The organism is Enterovibrio gelatinilyticus, from assembly GCF_028683095.1.
GTDB lineage: Bacteria > Pseudomonadota > Gammaproteobacteria > Enterobacterales > Vibrionaceae > Enterovibrio > Enterovibrio gelatinilyticus.
The window spans coordinates 50300-70690 of record NZ_JAJUBC010000032.1 but is presented as its reverse complement, the minus strand read 5'-3'; the positions used below and the strand labels follow the sequence as shown (position 1 = coordinate 70690).

17 protein-coding genes are annotated in these 20391 nt (G+C 47.3%); 7 read left to right on the top strand and 10 right to left on the bottom strand.

Translation table 11 applies throughout. The annotated features are described in order from the left end of the window. Positions 1-60: 60 nt before the first annotated feature. Positions 61-1884, bottom strand: coding sequence for a translational GTPase TypA (gene typA, locus LRP50_RS21380; protein WP_274166462.1), 1824 nt, complete (start codon positions 1882-1884; stop codon positions 61-63). Positions 1885-2458: 574 nt separating this feature from the next. Here typA and glnA point away from each other — a divergent pair. The 5 genes from glnA to add all read left to right on the top strand — a co-directional run bounded on the left by glnA (position 2459) and on the right by add (position 8248). Next, positions 2459-3868 (top strand): glutamate--ammonia ligase, encoded by a 1410-nt coding sequence (gene glnA / locus LRP50_RS21375; RefSeq protein ID WP_274166461.1) that lies wholly within the window; start codon positions 2459-2461, stop codon positions 3866-3868. A 111-nt stretch (positions 3869-3979) separates the two neighbouring features. Beyond that, positions 3980-4525, top strand: a complete 546-nt coding sequence (locus LRP50_RS21370; RefSeq protein WP_274166460.1) for a DUF4124 domain-containing protein — start codon at positions 3980-3982, stop codon at positions 4523-4525. A 145-nt stretch (positions 4526-4670) separates the two neighbouring features. Beyond that, a complete protein-coding gene (gene glnL / locus LRP50_RS21365) occupies positions 4671-5693 on the top strand; it encodes a nitrogen regulation protein NR(II) (RefSeq protein ID WP_274166465.1) in 1023 nt (340 codons plus the stop codon). A gap of 9 nt (positions 5694-5702) precedes the next feature. Next, the gene (glnG, locus tag LRP50_RS21360) at positions 5703-7109 is read left to right on the top strand and encodes a nitrogen regulation protein NR(I) (RefSeq protein WP_274166459.1); all 1407 of its coding nucleotides are present in this window, start codon (positions 5703-5705) and stop codon (positions 7107-7109) included. A gap of 134 nt (positions 7110-7243) precedes the next feature. Continuing rightward, positions 7244-8248 carry an adenosine deaminase gene (add, locus tag LRP50_RS21355; protein ID WP_274166458.1) on the top strand — a complete coding sequence of 335 codons (1005 nt, stop codon included), beginning with the start codon at positions 7244-7246 and terminating at the stop codon, positions 8246-8248. 332 nt (positions 8249-8580) lie between these two features. On the opposite strand, the gene hemN is transcribed toward add, so the two are convergent. The 5 genes from hemN to LRP50_RS21330 all read right to left on the bottom strand — a co-directional run bounded on the left by hemN (position 8581) and on the right by LRP50_RS21330 (position 13043). Continuing rightward, positions 8581-9954 carry an oxygen-independent coproporphyrinogen III oxidase gene (gene hemN, locus LRP50_RS21350; RefSeq protein WP_274166457.1) on the bottom strand — a complete coding sequence of 458 codons (1374 nt, stop codon included), beginning with the start codon at positions 9952-9954 and terminating at the stop codon, positions 8581-8583. Positions 9955-10068: 114 nt separating this feature from the next. Continuing rightward, positions 10069-10566 carry a DUF2489 domain-containing protein gene (locus tag LRP50_RS21345; protein WP_274166456.1) on the bottom strand — a complete coding sequence of 166 codons (498 nt, stop codon included), beginning with the start codon at positions 10564-10566 and terminating at the stop codon, positions 10069-10071. Further along, the gene (yihI, locus tag LRP50_RS21340; RefSeq protein ID WP_274166455.1) at positions 10567-11112 is read right to left on the bottom strand and encodes a Der GTPase-activating protein YihI; all 546 of its coding nucleotides are present in this window, start codon (positions 11110-11112) and stop codon (positions 10567-10569) included. Beyond that, entirely contained in the window at positions 11109-11756 is a 648-nt protein-coding gene (locus tag LRP50_RS21335) for a class I SAM-dependent methyltransferase (RefSeq protein ID WP_274166454.1), read from the bottom strand. The genes yihI and LRP50_RS21335 overlap by 4 nt, the downstream gene beginning before the upstream one ends. A 669-nt stretch (positions 11757-12425) precedes the next feature. Further along, positions 12426-13043 (bottom strand): c-type cytochrome, encoded by a 618-nt coding sequence (locus tag LRP50_RS21330; protein WP_274166453.1) that lies wholly within the window; start codon positions 13041-13043, stop codon positions 12426-12428. A 148-nt stretch (positions 13044-13191) separates the two neighbouring features. Here LRP50_RS21330 and yihA point away from each other — a divergent pair, with 148 nt between their 5' ends. After that, entirely contained in the window at positions 13192-13893 is a 702-nt protein-coding gene (yihA, locus tag LRP50_RS21325; RefSeq protein WP_274166452.1) for a ribosome biogenesis GTP-binding protein YihA/YsxC, read from the top strand. 613 nt (positions 13894-14506) lie between these two features. Here yihA and spfP read toward each other — a convergent pair. Next, positions 14507-14554 (bottom strand): small protein SpfP, encoded by a 48-nt coding sequence (gene spfP, locus LRP50_RS25795; protein ID WP_438616993.1) that lies wholly within the window; start codon positions 14552-14554, stop codon positions 14507-14509. Between the two features lie 209 nt (positions 14555-14763). After that, positions 14764-17556 carry a DNA polymerase I gene (polA, locus tag LRP50_RS21320; protein WP_274166451.1) on the bottom strand — a complete coding sequence of 931 codons (2793 nt, stop codon included), beginning with the start codon at positions 17554-17556 and terminating at the stop codon, positions 14764-14766. A 561-nt stretch (positions 17557-18117) separates the two neighbouring features. Here polA and elbB point away from each other — a divergent pair. Continuing rightward, positions 18118-18768, top strand: coding sequence for an isoprenoid biosynthesis glyoxalase ElbB (elbB, locus tag LRP50_RS21315; protein WP_274166450.1), 651 nt, complete (start codon positions 18118-18120; stop codon positions 18766-18768). 251 nt (positions 18769-19019) lie between these two features. Here elbB and LRP50_RS21310 read toward each other — a convergent pair whose 3' ends face one another. Together LRP50_RS21310 and LRP50_RS21305 are read right to left on the bottom strand one after the other, a co-directional pair. Then, on the bottom strand, positions 19020-19460 hold the full coding sequence (locus LRP50_RS21310; RefSeq protein ID WP_274166449.1) for a GNAT family N-acetyltransferase: 441 nt from the start codon (positions 19458-19460) through the stop codon (positions 19020-19022). A 149-nt stretch (positions 19461-19609) separates the two neighbouring features. Then, the gene (locus tag LRP50_RS21305) at positions 19610-20275 is read right to left on the bottom strand and encodes a 7-cyano-7-deazaguanine/7-aminomethyl-7-deazaguanine transporter (protein ID WP_274166448.1); all 666 of its coding nucleotides are present in this window, start codon (positions 20273-20275) and stop codon (positions 19610-19612) included. Positions 20276-20391: the final 116 nt, after the last annotated feature.

Sequence of the window (20391 nt, the reverse complement as noted above, 5' to 3'; positions counted from 1 at the left end):
CATGGAGGCTTTTTTATTCGCTACCGTTGAGTCACGATAGCGTTAGCGTTGGTAAATGAATTACCCGCGGCTTGCGCGTTTACGCTCGTTCTCAGTAAGAAGTTTCTTACGGATACGAATGCTTTCTGGCGTTACTTCTACCAATTCGTCGTCATCGATGAATTCTAGTGCTTGCTCAAGCGTGTACTTGATAGCAGGTGAAAGTGTTTGAGCTTCGTCAGTACCAGATGCACGAACGTTAGTTAGCTGCTTACCTTTCAGACAGTTAACTGTCAGGTCGTTAGAGCGGTTATGAATACCGATAACTTGACCTTCGTAAACTTCATCTGCGTGTTCAGCAAACAAACGGCCACGCTCTTGCAGGTTAAACAGTGCGTAAGTCAGTGCTTTACCTGTTGCGTTAGAAATCAATACGCCATTTTTACGCATACCGATAACGCCAGCTTTCATTGGACCGTAGTGATCAAACGTGTGGTAAATCAAACCAGAACCTGACGTCAACGTCATGAACTCAGTTTGGAAACCGATCAGACCACGTGAAGGCATGATGAAGTCCATGCGCACACGGCCTTTGCCATCTGGAGACATGTCAGTCAATTCGCCTTTACGAAGACCGATTTTCTCCATAACGCCGCCTTGGTTTTCTTCCACAACGTCGATGGTTACTGTTTCAAACGGCTCTTGTTTCTCGCCGTCTACGTCTTTGATGATAACTTCTGGACGAGATACTGCTAGCTCGAAGCCTTCACGACGCATGTTTTCGATCAGGATAGACAGGTGAAGTTCACCACGGCCTGATACGCGGAAACGATCCGGGTTATCGGTTTCTTCAACGCGCAATGCAACGTTGTGTACCAATTCTTTTTGCAGACGCTCAAGGATGTTACGTGAAGTTACGTACTTACCTTCTTTACCTGCGAAAGGAGAGGTGTTTACTTGGAACGTCATGGTTACTGTTGGTTCATCAACAGATAGCGGTGGAAGCGCTTCAACCGCGTTCACGTCACAGATAGTGTCAGAGATTTTCATCTCGCCAAGACCGGTGATAGCAACGATGTTACCCGCGTGAGCTTGATCGATGTCGTGACGCTCAAGACCAAGATAACCCAGTACTGTACCGACTTTACCGTTACGGGTTTTGCCGTCAGCACCAACGATGGTGACTTGTTGGTTAGGTTTAACCGAACCACGTGTTACACGGCCTACACCGATAACACCAACGTATGAGCTGTAGTCCAACTGAGAGATTTGCATCTGCAGTGAACCGTCAGAATCAACTTCTGGAGCAGAAACGTTATCAACGATAGCTTGGAACAATGGTTCCATGTTCTCGCCAGTTTCGCCTTCTTCTAGGGTTGCCCAGCCGTTTAGTGCTGATGCGTAAACCACTTGGAAGTCAAGTTGTTCGTCGGTTGCGCCAAGGTTGTCGAACAGGTCAAACACCTGATCCATAACCCAATCAGGACGAGCGCCTGGACGGTCAATTTTGTTGATAACAACAATAGGCTTCAAACCGTGACCGAACGCTTTCTGCGTTACGAAACGGGTTTGTGGCATTGGGCCATCCACGGCATCAACGATCAGAAGAACAGAGTCAACCATCGACATGATACGCTCAACTTCACCACCGAAATCGGCGTGTCCTGGAGTATCTACGATGTTGATACGGTAGTCATTCCAGTTAATAGCGGTGTTCTTCGCCAGAATGGTAATGCCACGCTCTTTCTCGATGTCGTTCGAGTCCATGACGCGTTCTTCGTGCTCGCCACGTGTTTCTAGGGTGCCAGACTGCTGAAGCAGCTTATCAACCAGCGTAGTTTTGCCGTGGTCAACGTGCGCGATGATCGCGATATTTCTTAGTTTATCTAACTGTAAGGTAGACATGGGTACTCTTTCACTCAAAAAAGATGTGCCGCCAAAGGCAACTAGCAAACCTGCTAGGAGCACTCACCGCCACTTGATTAAAATCCGGTCGTAATTTAACAGATTTTTACTCAAAACCCACCAACAATGTGACTTAGGATCAATTTATATTCATATGGGCTTATTCATGACACACATTTAGGTGAATAAAAAAGCAGCTCAATCCCTTATTTTCCCCAGATAACGGGTGATTTTTGCGCCACAGCCGCCAAAGCCTCGATATTTCGATCGAGTTCACAGCTCCGACATTGCGTATTCATTCCGCTGTATCAGTGATTGACAAGGCCTTCCTAGCACTGCTGAATGATTCAATTGGTTATGCAATCCCTTCCATGCACCATAATGGTGCGGACGCGCACCAAAGTTGATCGCGGCATTGCTCACTTTCAACGCAAATTCGCCTAAATACAGGCATTAACGGGAATTTTAAACTTGGCACGCTTTTCGCTTAAGTGTGCTCAGACCAACTTTTTGGTAGAGCGCATCAACGCGGCTTCGCCAATTTAGAGAACAATGACACCGGAGGTTTATTCACATGTCAGTAGAAAACGTACTCGCCTTAATCCAAGAGCACGAAGTGAAATTTGTTGATCTGCGCTTCACCGATACCAAAGGTAAAGAGCAACACATCTCAATCCCAGCTCACCAAGTTGATGCAGACTTCTTTGAAGACGGCAAAATGTTTGATGGTTCATCTGTTGCAGGCTGGAAAGGCATCAACGAATCAGACATGGTAATGATGCCTGACGCATCTACTGCAGTGTTGGACCCATTTACGGAAGCCAGCACACTGAATATTCGTTGCGACATCCTAGAGCCGGCAACCATGCAAGGCTACGATCGTGACCCACGCTCAATCTCGAAGCGTGCAGAAGACTACATGCGCTCTTCTGGTATCGCAGACACCGTTCTTGTTGGCCCTGAGCCAGAGTTCTTCTTGTTTGACGACGTGAAATTTGCCACTAACATGTCAGGTTCTTTCTTCAAGATTGATGACGTAGAAGCGGCTTGGAACTCAGGTTCTGATTTCGAAGGCGGTAACAAAGGTCACCGTCCAGGCGTAAAAGGCGGTTACTTCCCAGTTGCTCCTGTTGATTCATCACAAGATATCCGTTCTGCCATGTGTTTGGTGATGGAAGAGATGGGTCTGGTTGTTGAAGCACACCACCACGAGGTTGCTACTGCAGGTCAGAACGAAATCGCAACGCGTTTCAACACCCTGACTTCTAAAGCAGACGAGATCCAAATCTACAAGTACGTGGTTCACAACGTGGCACACGCATTTGGCAAAACAGCGACCTTCATGCCTAAGCCACTAGTGGGTGATAACGGTTCTGGTATGCACGTTCACATGTCTTTGAATAAAGATGGCCAAAACTTGTTTGCTGGTGATAAATACGGCGGCCTGTCTGAAATGGCGCTGTTCTACATTGGTGGTATCATCAAGCACGCACGTGCAATCAACGCATTTGCTAACCCAGCAACTAACTCATACAAGCGTCTTGTACCAGGCTTCGAAGCGCCAGTTATGCTTGCATACTCTGCACGTAACCGCTCTGCTTCTATCCGTATCCCTGTGGTACCAAGCCCGAAAGCACGTCGTATCGAAGCACGCTTCCCAGATCCTGCAGCTAACCCATACTTGGCATTTGCTGCACTTCTGATGGCTGGTCTTGACGGTATTAAGAACAAGATCCACCCTGGCGATGCAATGGACAAAGATTTATATGACCTTCCTGCAGAAGAAGCAGCAGAGATTCCAAAAGTTGCTGAGTCTCTGGAAATTGCATTGAAAGCACTTGACGAAGATCGTGAGTTCTTGACTTCAGGTGGCGTATTCTCTGACGATTTCATCGATTCTTACATCGGTCTGAAATCTCAGGACGTTGAAAAAGTCAACATGACCACACACCCACTGGAATTTGAACTGTACTACTCAGTGTAATACGTTCGGTTTCATACCAAATCAAAGGGCTCGCTCACAAGCGAGCCTTTTTTCTATTGTTTATCCATTACTTAGGCGCAAACTGTCCTTTTTACGCTTAGGGTCAACATCATGCGTCGAATATGGCTAATGCTCCTTTTAGGTGCACTTTCAAACACGGCTCATAGCGACGAGTATTATCGTTGGGTCGATGAAAACGGCACGCTACACCTGAGTGATTCCAAACCCGAATTCAGCGTTAACGTTGAAGTCCTCATTCAACCTAATACTGCCAATACTCACTCCCCAGAAACACCGCCCACACCACCAACCCCTCCTACCCCCGACGCACCAGCCATTGCATCTCACATCAAACTCTTGTCTCCAATCAACGAAGCCACCCTTCGAAACAACCAAGGCAACATCAATATCGAGTTGTCTACAGACTTACCACTCGGTAAAGACCAGCGCGTTCGCGCAGTCATCGACGGAAAGCCACAAAAGCCACAGCGCAACTTGCAGATAGAACTGGTGAACATTGACCGTGGTAGCCACACCATCAAGGTGCAACTGTTACAAGATGGCAAGGTTATTGCAGACTCATCATCAGTAACTGTGTTCCTGCATCGGGCTATTCAACAAAAAGCCCCATCAAAAGGGAAGCCAACCCCTAGATAGCGTGTTCACGGTCACCATGTGCAAGCAATTGAGTGCAAAGCACGTTTTCATCGCTGCACAACCATGCACAATCAAGTAAACTTGATTGCACCATAACGGTGCAGCCAAATAGGAAGGTGATGTGGCCACTCTGACCGAAACTGTAATGGACAATCTGATCACGGCAATTTTGGTGCTCGATAACGACCTCGTCGTCACGTATGCCAACCCTGCCGCGGAGCAGCTTTTGTGCCTAAGTGCACGCCGATTACGTGAACACCCTCTATCGGATGTTATTCAGCACTGCTCTATCGATCTAGAGCAAGTGAAAGAGACATTGGCGAACGGACAAGGGCTCACAGACAGCGATGTCACTTTAGTGGTGGATGGCCATCAGCGAAAAGTGGAGCTGAGTGCCAGCCCACTGATGTGGCAACGCAGCCCATCCATGTTGCTTGAAATCAAAGCGATCGGTCACCAGCAACAGATCAGCAAAGAGCTTCAACAACAAGCACAGCAACAAGCCGCCAAAGAGTTAGTTCGTGGCCTTGCCCACGAAATCAAAAACCCCTTAGGGGGGCTTCGCGGCGCGGCGCAACTGCTGGAAAAAATGCTGCCAGATCCGAGCCTCGGTGAATACACCCGCATCATCATTGAGCAAGCTGACCGTTTAAGAAATTTGGTGGATCGTTTGCTTGGCCCGCAAAGGCCAGGGCATCGCCAGCAAGAAAACATTCATGTGGTGTTGGAAAAAGTGCGCCAGTTAGTGGAACTCGACAATAACGGTGTCGATATTCAGCGAGATTATGACCCAAGTTTGCCAGACATCGAGATGGATCCTGAGCAAATGGAGCAAGCGGTGCTGAATGTGGTCAGTAATGCCGCGCAGATACTGGCGCAAACCCCTAACCCAGAAATCACGGTGCGTACGCGCACTGAGCATCAAGTGGTCATTGGCGGTAAACGCCACCGTCTCGCTGCTCGCATTGATATATCAGACAACGGGCCTGGTATTGACCCTGAACTTCAAGACACCCTGTTTTATCCCATGGTGTCTGGTCGACCGGGCGGCACAGGGTTAGGTTTGTCCATCACGCGGAATCTTATCGATCAGCACAAAGGCAAAATCTACGTCAACAGCTGGCCGGGGCACACCACCTTTACCATTTTGTTACCAATTCGACGCTAAGGGGAGAACATGAGCAAAGGACTAATCTGGGTCGTTGACGACGACAGCTCAATCCGCTGGGTGTTAGAACGCACATTAAATACCGCCGGTATGGCGTGTGAAACATTTGCCGATGCTGACAGCGTCTTAGATGGTTTAAATCGAGAAGTGCCTGACGTATTGGTCTCTGACATTCGCATGCCGGGTACAGACGGCTTTACGCTTTTGAATCGCCTGCAAGATGAATACCCAACGCTGCCAGTCATCATCATGACAGCGCATTCCGATTTAGATGCGGCGGTCAGCGCTTACCAAAAAGGGGCATTTGAGTACCTGCCAAAACCGTTCGACATTGACGAAGCCGTTGCACTGGTTGAGCGTGCGGTATCCCACAGCCAAGAACAAAAACGTAAACGCTCCCCTAAAGAATCAGTAGAAGCCGCGCCGGAAATCATCGGTGAAGCACCTTCAATGCAAGAAGTGTTTCGTGCTATCGGCCGTTTGTCTCGTTCGTCTATCTCTGTCCTCATCAACGGTGAATCAGGCACAGGTAAAGAATTGGTCGCCCACGCGCTGCACCGCCATAGCCCGCGATCAAGCAATTCGTTTATCGCACTCAATATGGCCGCCATTCCGAAGGACTTAATAGAATCCGAACTGTTTGGGCATGAGAAAGGGGCTTTTACCGGCGCGAACAGTGTGCGTCAAGGTCGCTTTGAACAGGCAAATGGTGGCACGTTATTTCTGGATGAAATTGGCGACATGCCTTTAGACATTCAAACTCGTCTATTACGTGTATTGGCTGATGGGCAGTTTTATCGCGTTGGTGGGCATCAAGCGATCAAGGTCGATGTGCGTATCATCGCGGCTACGCACCAGCATTTAGAGCGACTTGTGGCAGAAGGCAGTTTCCGTGAAGATTTATTTCACCGACTCAACGTTATTCGTGTCCACCTCCCAGCACTGCGTGAGCGCCGTCAGGACATTGGGCAATTAGCCAAACACTTCCTCAAACGCGCTTCTGACGAGCTAGATATCGAGGTGAAATCTCTTCATCCGACCACCCTAGATCTGATTTCAGGCCTGCCTTGGCCTGGCAACGTCAGACAACTGGAAAACATTTGTCGCTGGTTAACCGTCATGGGCAGTGGCAAAGAGATTTTGCCCGAGGACTTACCACCAGAATTAATGCAGGTGGAGGTTAAATCCGTCAGTGGCGACGTCGATAGTTGGCAGCAAGCGCTGTCTCAATGGGCTCGCTCTTCACTCGTTCAAGGTGACGACAACCTCTTACGAGAAGCTCTGCCGGAGTTCGAGCGCATCTTGCTGCGTGAAGCACTGAATCATACTCGTGGTCATAAACAAGAAGCCGCCAAACTACTTGGCTGGGGTCGGAATACCTTAACGCGTAAGCTCAAAGAGTTGCAAATGCCTTAGGTACTACGAATTTCAACAATTTTGGTAAACAACAATAACAAAACCGCCTTATGGGCGGTTTATGTTTATCTACCGTACTGACGAGATGCTCTGTAGCTCGTATAATTGCCAAAAGTTGATTTAAGGATATTCAGATGATCGCAACCCACCTTCCTTTGACGGACCTTCACCGTCACCTTGATGGCAACATTCGCATTAACACAATATTGGAGCTGGGTCAGAAGTTCGGCATGACACTGCCTGCCGATTCTATCGATGCACTGCGCCCACATGTTCAAGTCATGTCAAATGAGCCTGATCTGGTTGGCTTTTTGTCTAAACTCGACTGGGGCGTCGCAGTACTTGGCGATCTCGACGCCGTTCGCCGCGTGGCTTACGAAAACGTGGAAGATGCATTAAACGCACGCATTGATTACGCTGAGCTGCGTTTCTCACCGTATTACATGGCAATGAAGCATGGCCTGCCAATCCAAGGCGTGGTTGAAGCTGTCATCGATGGTGTACAAGCTGGCAGCCGTGACTTTGGTGTGAAAACCAACCTTATTGGCATCATGAGCCGCACCTTTGGTGTGGAAGCATGCATGCAAGAACTCGATGCTTTGCTCGCACTGAAACAACACCTCGTCGCGATTGATCTAGCAGGCGACGAACTCGGTCAACCAGGCCATCAGTTCAATGACCACTTCACCAAAGTGCGTCAAGCCAACCTAAATGTGACCGTGCATGCAGGTGAAGCTGCAGGTGCGGAAAGCATGTGGCAAGCCATCAACGAGCTGGGTGCGACCCGTATTGGTCACGGCGTAAAAGCCATCCAAGACCCAAGCTTGATGGACTACCTTGCAAAACATCGCATTGGTATTGAATCTGCGCTGACATCAAACGTGCAAACCAGCACAGTAGAAAGCTTTGCTAGCCACCCAGTAAAAGCCTTCCTCGACCACGGCATCTTGGCCTCACTCAATACTGATGACCCTGCAGTATCAGGCATTGAGCTGCCTTACGAATACGAAGTTGCTGCACCACAAGCTGGCCTGACGCCTGAGCAAATCACTGTGTTACAGCAAAATGGCCTTGAGATCGCTTACTTGTCTGACAGTGAGAAAGCCGAACTCAGAGCCCAGGCGGCAGCTCGCGGCTAATCGTGACAAACCGCAAAACGTGATAGGTAAAAACACCAGCAAAAAGCTGGTGTTTTTTTGTTCACAATTCACGTACAATGCCGCCGAATTTTCGCACTACGGCGGCGACAATGCCTTAGTCATCACACGCAGTAAGAGACGTATAATGTTCGATGCACTGTTCACCCTCAATGAAATGGCAGCCGCAGGTCCAGGTCAACTGGCAGCAGCAGCTCTTGCTGTTGTATTGGCGATATTTAGCCTCAGCAGCGGCGCGTAAGCGCTAACGCCAGATACCAAAAAAGCCGCTATTGCGGCTTTTTTCGGTTTTGCGCTCAACAATTCTGCCGTGATTAAATCACGCGAGAAAACTGTTGCTGTCTAGCTCGATCACGCAAGTAAGTGTCAAAGCACATACAAATATTGCGGATCAGCAAGCGACCTTTCAGCGTCACTTCAATGTGGCTATCAGTCACAATCACCAACTCGTCATCAATGAAGCACTTCAGCAGCGCTAAATCTTCAGCAAAGTACTCATCAAAAGCAATGTTGAACTCACGCTCAATTGCTTTTTTATCTAACGAGAAATTACATATCAGTGATTTGATCACTTCTCTGCGTAAAAGGTCATTGCTATCGAGCATCACCCCTTTCCACAGCGCATGACGTTTTTCATCCACTTGGGCGTAGTATTTTTTAAGTTCTTTTTGGTTCTGAGCATAACAATCACCAATCATGGAAATCGCCGACACACCCAAGCCCAACAAGTCACAATCGCCTTGCGTGGTGTAGCCTTGAAAGTTGCGGTGCAAAATACCTTCACGTTGCGCCATTGCCAATTCATCATCCGGCAACGCAAAGTGGTCCATACCAATGAACTGGTAACCTGCTCCCGTCAATGTGCCAATGGTTTGCTCGAGCATACCAAGGCGCTCTTGTGGTGAAGGCAAATCGGCATCTTTAATTTTGCGCTGTGCGGCAAACAGGCTCGGCAAGTGTGCATAGTTAAACACAGACAGTCGACCTGGCTTCATCTCAAGCACTTGTGCTAGCGTTTTTGCAAACGACTCACAATTTTGGTGCGGGAGGCCGTAAATCAAATCAAGGTTCGTAGAACGGAAGCCTAGCGTCTTCGCACGCACCACTAACGCCTTGATAAAATCTTCATCCTGCTCGCGGTTAACCGCTTTCTGAACGTCTTTGTTGAAGTCTTGAACACCAATGCTGAGACGGTTAAACCCTTCAGCGCGAAGATGATCAAGCATATCGAGTTCGATTTCGCGGGGATCTACCTCGATGCTGATCTCAGCATCTTGGCTTAAACGGAATTCTTGACGAAGCAGGCCCATCAGTCGAGTGATTTGCGCTTTCGTTAAGAAGGTCGGCGTGCCGCCGCCCCAATGCAACTGAGTGACGTTACGATCACCCAGCATATAAGCGCGCTGGCGTATCTCAAGTTCAAGCGAATCTAGGTATTCATCGGCTTTGTGCGCGTGACGGGTGATCACCTTGTTACAACCACAGTAGTAACAAAGGGTATGGCAGAAAGGGATATGAACGTACAAAGACAAGTTACGCTCAGGATACTGCGCACACGCCATATCAAATTCCGCATCAGTAAACACTTCGTGAAACTCTAATGCCGTTGGATAAGAGGTGTAACGCGGCCCTGAGTAGTTATACTTCTCAATAAGCGCCTGATCCCAAATGATTTGCTGTGTAGACATGTGCGTTCCCGCCAAAAATGAACAACCGGAAAGCGGTATTTTGACACACTCTCCGGTCGCGGATGAATCTTTCCCGTATTGTCGAAGGGAAAACTGTAGGTTTGATCGTAGCAATCAGCTCGCTAAGGTACGAATAGGCGTCATCTTTGCCCCTGTAAATGCGAGGATCTCTTCCAGTTCTGTATGAATGGCTTTCTGAAGCCGCGATTCCGCTTTCATGCGTATCATGTTGTCTTGCATGCGCGTTTTCTTTTCCATCGCTTGACGTGCATCACCACGAGGCATGTCTTTTATCACGTCATATAACTCATACAATGCAGGGAAACGCGTTGGATAATCAACGCGCTTATCACCTTGTAGGTGGTCCATGATCATATAAAGGCGAATAGCGGCTTCCGACAAATCACACTGCTCTTGCAGGGTGGCCATCGCAATCACATCCACACTCTCAATGATTTTAAGGTTGCGCTGTTTAATCGCAGCATCCATCTGCGCAGCTTGCACTTTGGTTTGATGGCGTAATTTTGCCAGCAACCAACCTGCATAAACCGCTAACCCTAAAATAATGGCACCGCCGAGTGCCAGAACACCTAAAGGAAGAGTCTCCAACATTTACTCCTGATCAAATTTGACGTTTTCAAACTCCGCCAGCAAATCATCATCGCCACGGCGTTTTGCTTTCTTCGGTGCTTCATCGGCTTCTGGTTCATCTTGATCAAACAAGCCCAGTTGCTTCATTAGCACTTCAAGACGATCGAGTTTCTCATCCACATAGCTTTGCAAGCCTGCGCCGAGCTTCTCACCGTTTTCAATACGGTCTAACAACACATTTAGTTGTGCGTCATTTTCCAACATCTCCAATTCTTTCTCAGCACTGATACGACGCACTTTTTTGCCCGCAGCTGATTTAGGATGTGGTTTTTGCTCAACAATCAAAGGCACGGCGGTTTTGCTGCCCAAACGTGGGTCACGTTGCGCATGTGCCGTGCGTTGTTGCTCTACGGTTCCGTCAGAGTGACGCGAGCCTGCTTTCAAGCCTTTGCGTCTGTTTTTACGCTTTGCCGCCAATGCTGCAATGTCGTCTCTGCTTAATGAGCGATCTTTGTATTGCGCTGGACCTTCAGAGCCGACTTTGCGAGCTTTCTTCTTGCGGGTCATGGGTTTTTCTTCCTCAGTAAAATTACGTCGTTACCAACAAAGTCCACGTCAAGACCATCACGATCTGCCAAAAAGCAGAACGTTTCGCGACTAAAAAAACTCACGTGGGTTGGGTCATTCTTGTAATGCCAATGCTTAAACGCATCTGCATCAATAACGAGCTTGGTCATGATTGCCAACCAGCCTCCAGGCTTAACCAGACTCAGTAACAGTCCCCATTCCTTGTGAGGCAAATAAAAGTGTTCAATCGCTTCGGTACAGGTAACGAAATCATATTGCGCCTCCAACACTGACGCGTCGGGCGAGAAATACGGATCGTAAATCGACATAGTGTACCCTTTATCAACCAGCATGCTGGCTAACACGGGCCCTGGTCCACAACCAAAGTCTAAGCCTTGCTTGGAAGCCATACCAAGCTTTTCGCTCAGTGGCGTGGCTACACGACTCAGAAACTGGCGATAGCCTTCATCCTCAGCCGTATTCTCATGCAGGTCGTAGTGCGCTTTCTCTTCTTCCGGTGAAAGTCGGCTAGCAGGATCGGCGAAAACCAGTGAACAAGGGTCACAACGGAAATATCGGCGACGTTTATCCTGCTCAAAATCGACGATATGAGTCGACTGACAAAGCGGGCAATCAAGGGTCATTGGAGATTTCTACACCAAAGTGAATGGCGGAAATGTAACAGAAAGATGGATAAGAAAAAAGCGACAGGCAAAGCCTGTCGCTCTAGAGCGTTCTAATGAACGGATTGTACCGCTTTAATCCCTAACAGTAATGCCACATCCCGGTGAACAATTTTCCATTTGTAATGAGGCGTCCTGCCATTTTTTATTTGAGTAAAACTCACAACATCCTGTTGCCTTCGCCGTCCTAGCGCGTGTCCCTGCTACCGTCCTAGTAGATGTCCTTTTGTCACGCGTTCCCTCACGCTAATGGTCTTCCTGACGCAACACATCCGAGTGACTATGGCTTTTCCTAAGCCTAATTCCATTTGAATCCTGAGGCCGCCCTGCCCGCGTCTTCCTGACTGTCCGTTATCCGTGTCGTCTTCCTCATCGACAAAAATAATTTTACGCCAATCCTAAACACAAAATAGGCGCGAACTCACAATTCCAATACAAGTGAAATCACCATTAAGAATATCTAATTGAAAGATAGGTGAAAAAAATAATAACGGGCAAGTATTTAGGCAAGAAACTCACCAGCGGATGGACAATCGCTTACAAAGCATTGAGAAAAACATTACTGCTTAACGCAAAAAAGGCAGCTTCCGCTACCTTTTTAACTATTTCACGCGCTAACACATTGGTTAATTAATGCAGTCCGCCCACGTATTTTGAAATAGCGTCAATCTCTTTGTCTGACAGCTTGGTGGATACAATACCCATCATGCCGTTCAAGTCGTTGTTTCGAGTCCCATCGCGGAAAGCCATCAGCTGCGCTTTCACATAATCAGCATGCTGACCGGAGATTTTAGGGAACCCAGATAAGGATGTGCCGTTACCACGTGGTCCGTGACAAGCAATACATGCGGCAATGCCACGCTCGCTGTCACCAGCAAGGTAGAGTTGCTCGCCCAGTTCAACGGTCGACTCAGGCGTTACGCCCGGCTTTGCAGTTTGGGTGGCGTAGTAAGCTGCCAAGTCTGCCATGTCTTGCTCAGACAGTGCCGCCACCATTCCAGCCATCACTGGATTGTAACGACCTTGTTCACCACCGGACGTCATACCGAGCTTAAATTCTTTGAGCTGCTTAAACAGGTATTTTTCGTGCTGACCTGCTAGAACGGGGTTTGCCGGAATTAAGCTGTTACCGTCGGCACCGTGACAAGCTGCACAAGTGGTTGATTTTGCTTTACCTGCTTCTGCATCACCCTGTGCATAGGCGGTAAAACTCGCAATTAAAGTGAGTAGTAGCGCTAATTTCTTCATGACATTCCATTTATAATTATCAAGCTTCCATACCACGATGCCCACGCCATCATGATACAATCATCGAGCAAAAACCGAGCACGGTCATTTTACACAATTTCACATAAAAGTAATCAATCGACTACATAAAGTCGAGACGGAGTTAACAGTGAATCCTTCACTCAACTATCGCAACACACACTTTATCACCAGTGCCCCAGATATCAGGCACTTGCCGCCAGATACTGGTATAGAGGTCGCGTTTGCCGGTCGCTCTAATGCTGGTAAATCTAGCTCAATTAATCGACTTTGTGATCATAAAAGCTTGGTTAAGGTGAGTAAAACGCCGGGTCGCACACAATTGATCAACTTGTTTAAAGTAGATGAGGGATGTCACATCGTCGACTTGCCGGGCTATGGTTTCGCGCAAGTGCCGTTAGAAATGAAGAAAAAATGGCAGCAATCTCTAGGTGAATATCTACAAAAACGCGAACAACTAAAAGGGTTGGTTGTGTTGATGGATATTCGTCACCCACTGAAAGACCTCGACCAGCAAATGATCTTCTGGGCCGTTGATTCAAACCTGCCAGTGCTCGCACTACTCACCAAGTGTGACAAGCTGAAAAGCGGTGCGCGCAAAGCAGAACTCACTAAAGTCAGAGCAGCGGCCGTCGATTTTGGTGGCGACGTAGAAGTCGAGCTTTACTCATCACTAAAAGGGATTGGTGTCGACAAACTACGTAAAAAGCTCGATAGCTGGTATTTCCCAGTATTTGACACTGGCGTCGACGACGCGATCGAAGCCGAAGATGCTGTTATCTCTGAAGATATTTCAGCAGAAAAAAGCACAGGTGAGTCAGCGCCTGAGTAACCAACTTGTTTGTCTATGAAAAAATAAAACCCCACCATGAGGTGGGGTAACGGGAGAGAAATAGGAGGTTTTTTCTTATTTATTATATTTTGAGTGTCATCCAACATCTGACTATCCGCAAGTTGCCCCTGCAAACAAACCTGCCCACTTCGCCCTTAAAACCATACACCATCTCTTAGTTTGCGAATAAACGTATGATTTCTTTACGCCATTGTCCTGATCTTGAAACTTATTTTTAATCGATAAATATCAATGAAGCCAAAGGACTTTTCGCTGATATCCGTTTTGGAAGTAAATTACAGTTTGAATGAATAAAAAAAGACCGACCTGAGTGATCAGATCGGTCATACATAACGTGAGGGTCATCAGGGAAAGGAAAATGCCGATCACCCCAATCACATCAAGAACAAGAAGCGGATATCATTATAGCTTCACAATGCTCAAATTAAAGTAATTACTCTAATATAAAGAAAAAAATCCCATAAACCGTAATGAAAATTACAGTAAACAACTGTTAAATATGAATTTTACTGAGAGATGATTAGATTAAAGAAATGAGGTCTTACACAATAAAAAATGCCCCGGTCGACATACATCAACCGGGGCTGCTGAATCAGCCAAATCCAATAACGTGAAACAAAAGGTCTGAAAGATAGAACATCTTACCTCTGTACCCTACGCCGTTAACTGTATATCAATTGGTCGTTTAAGAAAACCCTTTACGTAGTTTTTTTTCATCAAATTATAAAAAATAGTGCCAGTTGTGTTCATTTTGTTTCATTACATCAATAAAAAAGCCTGCTTTTGCAGGCTTTTTTCGCTATAGAATTTAAGTTGTTATGTGATCTGGCCGAACACAAACGCATTGAATTAGTGGGCTTGATCCCAGTTTTCGCCGCTACCAGAGTCAGCAACCAAAGGAACATCAAGTAAAGCTGCTGATTCCATTAACTTACAAACCTGTTGCTCTACATCAGACAGGTGTTCGGTATCTACTTCCAACACCAATTCATCGTGTACTTGCATGATCAAAGCGACACGCCCTTCCGGTTGTTGTCCAATCCAGCTATCAACCAAAATCATTGCGCGTTTGATAATATCAGCCGCGGTGCCTTGCATTGGCGCATTGATCGCTGCGCGTTCAGCGCCCTTACGACGCATACCATTGCTAGAGTTAATTTCAGGCAAATGCAGACGACGGCCAAAGATGGTTTCAACATAACCTTGCTCTGCGGCTTGTAAACGCGTGGCTTCCATATATTGGAGAACACCAGGATAACGCTCAAAATAACGATCCATATACTGTTGCGCTTCACCACGTGGGATACCTAGCTGCTTGGCAAGCCCAAACGCACTCATGCCATAAATCAAACCAAAGTTAATCGCTTTCGCGCGGCGGCGCATTTCTGAAGTAACTTCGCTTATCTCTACGCCCATCACTTCCGCCGCAGTGGCGCTGTGAATATCTTTGCCATGACGGAAAGCATCAAGCAGCGCTTCATCACCAGACAAGTGCGCCATGATACGAAGCTCAATTTGAGAGTAATCGACAGCCAGGATAGTTTTACCTGCTGGGGCAATAAACGCTTGGCGAATACGACGACCTTCATCATTTCGAATAGGAATGTTCTGCAAGTTTGGATCGGTTGACGATAAACGGCCCGTTGCTGTTACTGCTTGGTGATAAGAGGTATGCACACGTTTAGTGGCCGGATTCACCATTTTAGGCAATTTATCGGTATACGTGGATTTCAGTTTCGCCAACCCACGGTATTCCAAAATGCGTTTTGGTAATGGGTAGTCCAACGCCAATTCTTGCAGTACTTCTTCATTAGTTGATGGAGTGCCAGACGGTGTTTTCTTGATAACAGGCAAGCCCATTTTTTCAAACAGAATGACTTGAAGCTGTTTTGGAGAGCTCAAGTTGAATTCTTCACCCGCCAGTTCAAAGGTTTCTTTCTCAAGTACGTCCAGACGCAACGCAATTTCTTGAGACTGCTTGCCCAGCATGTCGCTATCAATCAACACGCCATGACGTTCAATGCGAGACAGGACTGGCACCAATGGCATTTCGTATTGTTCGAAAATGGTTTTCAGTTTGTCATCTTGTTGCAGGTGAGCCATCAACACATTGTGCAGTCGCAACGTCACATCGGCATCTTCTGCCGCGTATGGTGCCGCTTGCTCCATGTCGATTTGGTTGAAGGTCAGTTGTTTTTTGCCTTTGCCTGCAATCTCTTCAAAGCTAATGCAGGTGTGTTGCAGGTAACGCTGCGCGAGGCTGTCCATATCATGACGGCCTGCCACGCTATTGAACACGTAAGACTCAAGCATGGTGTCGTAAGCAATGCCTTTCATGGCGATGTCATAGCGCGCCAGCACGCTCGCATCATATTTCAGATTCTGGCCAACTTTCAGTGCGCCAGCATCTTCAAGCCATGCTTTCATTTCAGCCAGCACCCAGTCTCTATCTAGTTGCTGAGGGGCATCTAAGTAATCATGTGCAACGGGCAGATAAGCCGCTTCACCTTCTGCGACAGCGAAAGAAAGACCGATTAAGTTCGCTTCCATGTAATTTAAGCTGTCGGTTTCGGTATCAAAAGCCACAACGTTTGCGTTGCGAAGCTTGTCCATCCAAACTCGGAACGCTTCTTCTGTCAGAATGGTCTCGTACTGACTGCGATCAATACTGGCCGCAGAGAAGCTTGCTTCTTTCTTTTCTGAACTCGCTGAAGCACCTGGTGTTACAGCGCGTTCGGCAACCGCGTCCATACCAGCATTGCCGCTTTGTGCTTCGGCAAGCCAACGTTTGAAGTTCAGCTCAGTGAACAATTCGACTAATTTGGCGTTATCCGGTTCACGGTTGATCAGTGCTTCCGGTGTGAAAGGCAGTTCGCAATCCAGCTTGATGGTGGCAAGTTGATATGAGAGGAGCGCTTCCTCTTTGTTGTCTTCCAGCTTCTTCGCCATGGTCTTCGAACCACGAAAGCCGAGCGCTGCAATTTTATCAAGGTTAGCGTACAGCTCTTCCAATCCACCGATACCGGCAATCAACGCCGTCGCGGTTTTATCACCTACGCCTGGAACACCGGGAATGTTATCGACTTTATCGCCCATCAGTGCCAGATAATCGATGATGTATTCAGGGCCAAATCCATATTTATCATGCACACCTTGAGGCGTCATGATGACATTCGTCATGGTGTTGATCAGAGTGACATGCTCATCCACCAACTGCGCCATGTCTTTATCACCCGTGCTGATCAAGATCGGCATACCGGCTTTTGAACCTTGGGTTGCCAAGGTGCCGATCACGTCATCGGCTTCAACGCCTTCGATCACCATCATAGGGAAACCCATGGCTTCGATGATCGCATGCAGTGGCGCTATTTGCCCACGCAGATCATCAGGCATTGGAGGACGATGAGCTTTGTATTCCGCATACATGTCATCACGAAAGGTTTTGCCTTTCGCATCGAAGATCACCGTGACATTCGACGTTGGGTATTGTTTTACCAAACTGCGTAGCATGTTAACGACGCCATAAATCGCCCCTGTCGGCTCACCTTTAGGGCTCGTCAGATTGGGGGATGCGTGGTACGCACGGTAAAGATAAGAGGAGCCGTCGACCAGAATCAACGGACTGTCAGAAGTCGTCGCCATAACGTTATAAGCTAACCAGAAAATGATTGATGAGCTAGGATGCCACGACTCGCCAATTCTGTTAACCCGCGATTTCGATCTATATACCCAAACCACCACAGAACGTCGACTGTCTCTGCTTATTGATTGGCAATGATTAGCAGGTGATAGCGCTCAACCATCACACAATCCGCAGTAATGGAAACCACCCTGTGTATAAATGATGTCATCCCAGCAGGCACCCGATTTCACTGTGGATAAGTTTGTTGGTATTTATTTTTGCCCATTCAGATCATGCGTAAATAACGTGCAAAATGAAAAATTATATCTTTTGTTTTTATGCACTTAAGGTTAAGTCATTGATCCTGATCAGGATCATTTCTCGATCATCGACTGTGGAAAAAGAAATTGTACACAGATCCCTTCGTCTAAATTTATTTCACAAGCTAACCCTAAATTCTGTGAGCAACAGGGATTCAAATGATCATCATTTTGCTCATAGACTAGGCTTTGTTTGATGATTAATTCAGCAGAAGCTCGCCAAGCCGTGGCGACGCTATTCTTGACGATGAGGACGCATTAGTGAAAAAAGTGGCAGTCATCTTAGCCGGCTGTGGCGTGTACGACGGTTCTGAAATCCAAGAAGTCGTGTTATCCCTACTAGCCATAGAACAAGCAGGTGCCAGTTGGCATTGTTTTGCGCCTGACGAAGAGCAACACCATGTGATCAACCATCATGCTGGTGCGCCAACTAGCGAATCACGTAATACACTCCAAGAAGCTGCACGCATTTGTCGTGGCGAGATTTCCCCAATTACCGAGTTAGATCCCAATGACTTTGACGCCTTGTTGCTGCCTGGCGGCTTTGGAGTGGCTAAAAATCTCAGTGATTTTGCTGTGAATGGCACCGCCATGACGGTTCAGGAAGATGTTTTACATATCTGCAAAGCATTTGCGAATGCAGAGAAGCCAGCGGGTTACATCTGTATTTCCCCAATCTTGATCCCGAAAGTCTATGGCCCCGGAGCCAAAGGGACGATTGGTTCAGATCCAGACACAGCAGCAGCCTTTGATGCCATGGGCGGTGAACATATCCAGTGCCCTGTTGACGACTTCGTTCTGGATCAAAGCCGACGATTACTTTCCACACCAGCTTATATGCTTGCCACCTCAGTCAGCGAAGCCGCTTCGGGCATTAACAAACTGGTTGCGAAACTGGTGGATATCGCCTGATTCAGCAAACTAGGTGAAGTAGGGAGTCATTCATGAGCATTAGAAAAGAAAACGGCGACACCTAGGAGGGTGTCGCCTGCATGAGGAAAACTGCAAGATAACTATCAGCAGTTTCATGCAAATACATATACTGGAAGCAATGTGAGCAATGTCGTGTGTTCTTTGGCGAAGAATGCCTTCGTCATCGAACGAAATAAATAGTAATCATTCTCATTAGCATTTGCTAGTCATTATTATGTATTTTTAGCATTTCATTCACTAGGTGTGATTTTCTTCACAAAATGGAGGCGATATTGATCAAGTGCGTCTTTCTTCTCTAAATGCTCTATCTGGTAGTGGTTGTTCAGTAACAAACACAACATGCCAGCAAAACAGTTCCGCGACTTCACTCTTAAGCTGGTGTAGCCATGCTGGGCCACCCAACGCTCTTGAGCATGAAGCAACGTTTGCGCAATGCCTCGACGTCGGCCTTGTTGTGTCACCCCGCCCAACCAACTGTAGAAACAATCATCATCTAGCTGATAGCCAATTTTCACGCCACATAAATCTCCTTCATGTTCCGCGATTAACACCAGATAAGGCTTATCACCAAGACGCTTTTTGAGCGATCCTAATGTTTCTGAACGAGCAAACTCCCCAATATTACCAAGCACTTCGATGGCTTCTGCCAAGGTACCTTCTCGAATAATCATGAAATATCCCTTAATGACGCTGTACTTACTTTCTTATTTCACGAGTATATACGAGTCACTCAATATCAGCCGACAACAAGGTTCAGGTACAAAAAAGCCGATCTTGCGATCGGCCTTTTTAACCCTCATCTGTGTCGTATTAACAGTCGCTAAACCAGCTTGGTTTCCGCGGCTTCGTTAACACGTGTCATTCGACCTACTAGGTAGTTCAACAACACACCGTACATAGGTACAAACAAACCAAGGCTGATCACCAGTTTGAAGATGTAATCCACCACGGCGATTTCCGTCCAGTTCTCTGCCATGAAGGCGTCAGGGCTGTTGTAAAACGCAATGGCAAAGAAGGCCAACGTATCAATGGCGTTACCAAAAATGGTCGAGCAGCTTGGCGCAACCCACCACTTTTTCGTCTGACGAAGTCGGTTAAACACGTGAATGTCGAGAATTTGCCCCAGCATGTAAGCCATAAAGCTTGCCACGGCAATACGTGCAACAAACAGGTTAAACACGGTCAGATCGGCGAGACCTTGGTACTGCCCTTGATAGAACAATACAGACAACACATAAGAAATCAGTAGCGATGGCACCATCACACTGAAAATAATCTTACGTGCCATGCCTGCTCCGAAAATACGGACAGTCAGATCAGTCGCCAGAAAAATAAACGGGAAGGTAAATGCGCCCCACGTGGTGTGGAAACCAAAAATGGTGAACGGCAGTTGTACCAAGTAGTTGCTTGACGCAATGATAACAAGGTGGAAAACCACCAAGTAAGAGAGGGCGTTGCGCTGTTGCGCGGGCGTAAAAGTGCTCATTGTGAACCTTTTTGTCATTGGGGGCGAGGGAACCCAAACGTACTATTTATGCCAAGCCTTCGGCTCGACACGTGATTTTATCGACTTCATGTTGCACATAGCACCATAAAGAAGGT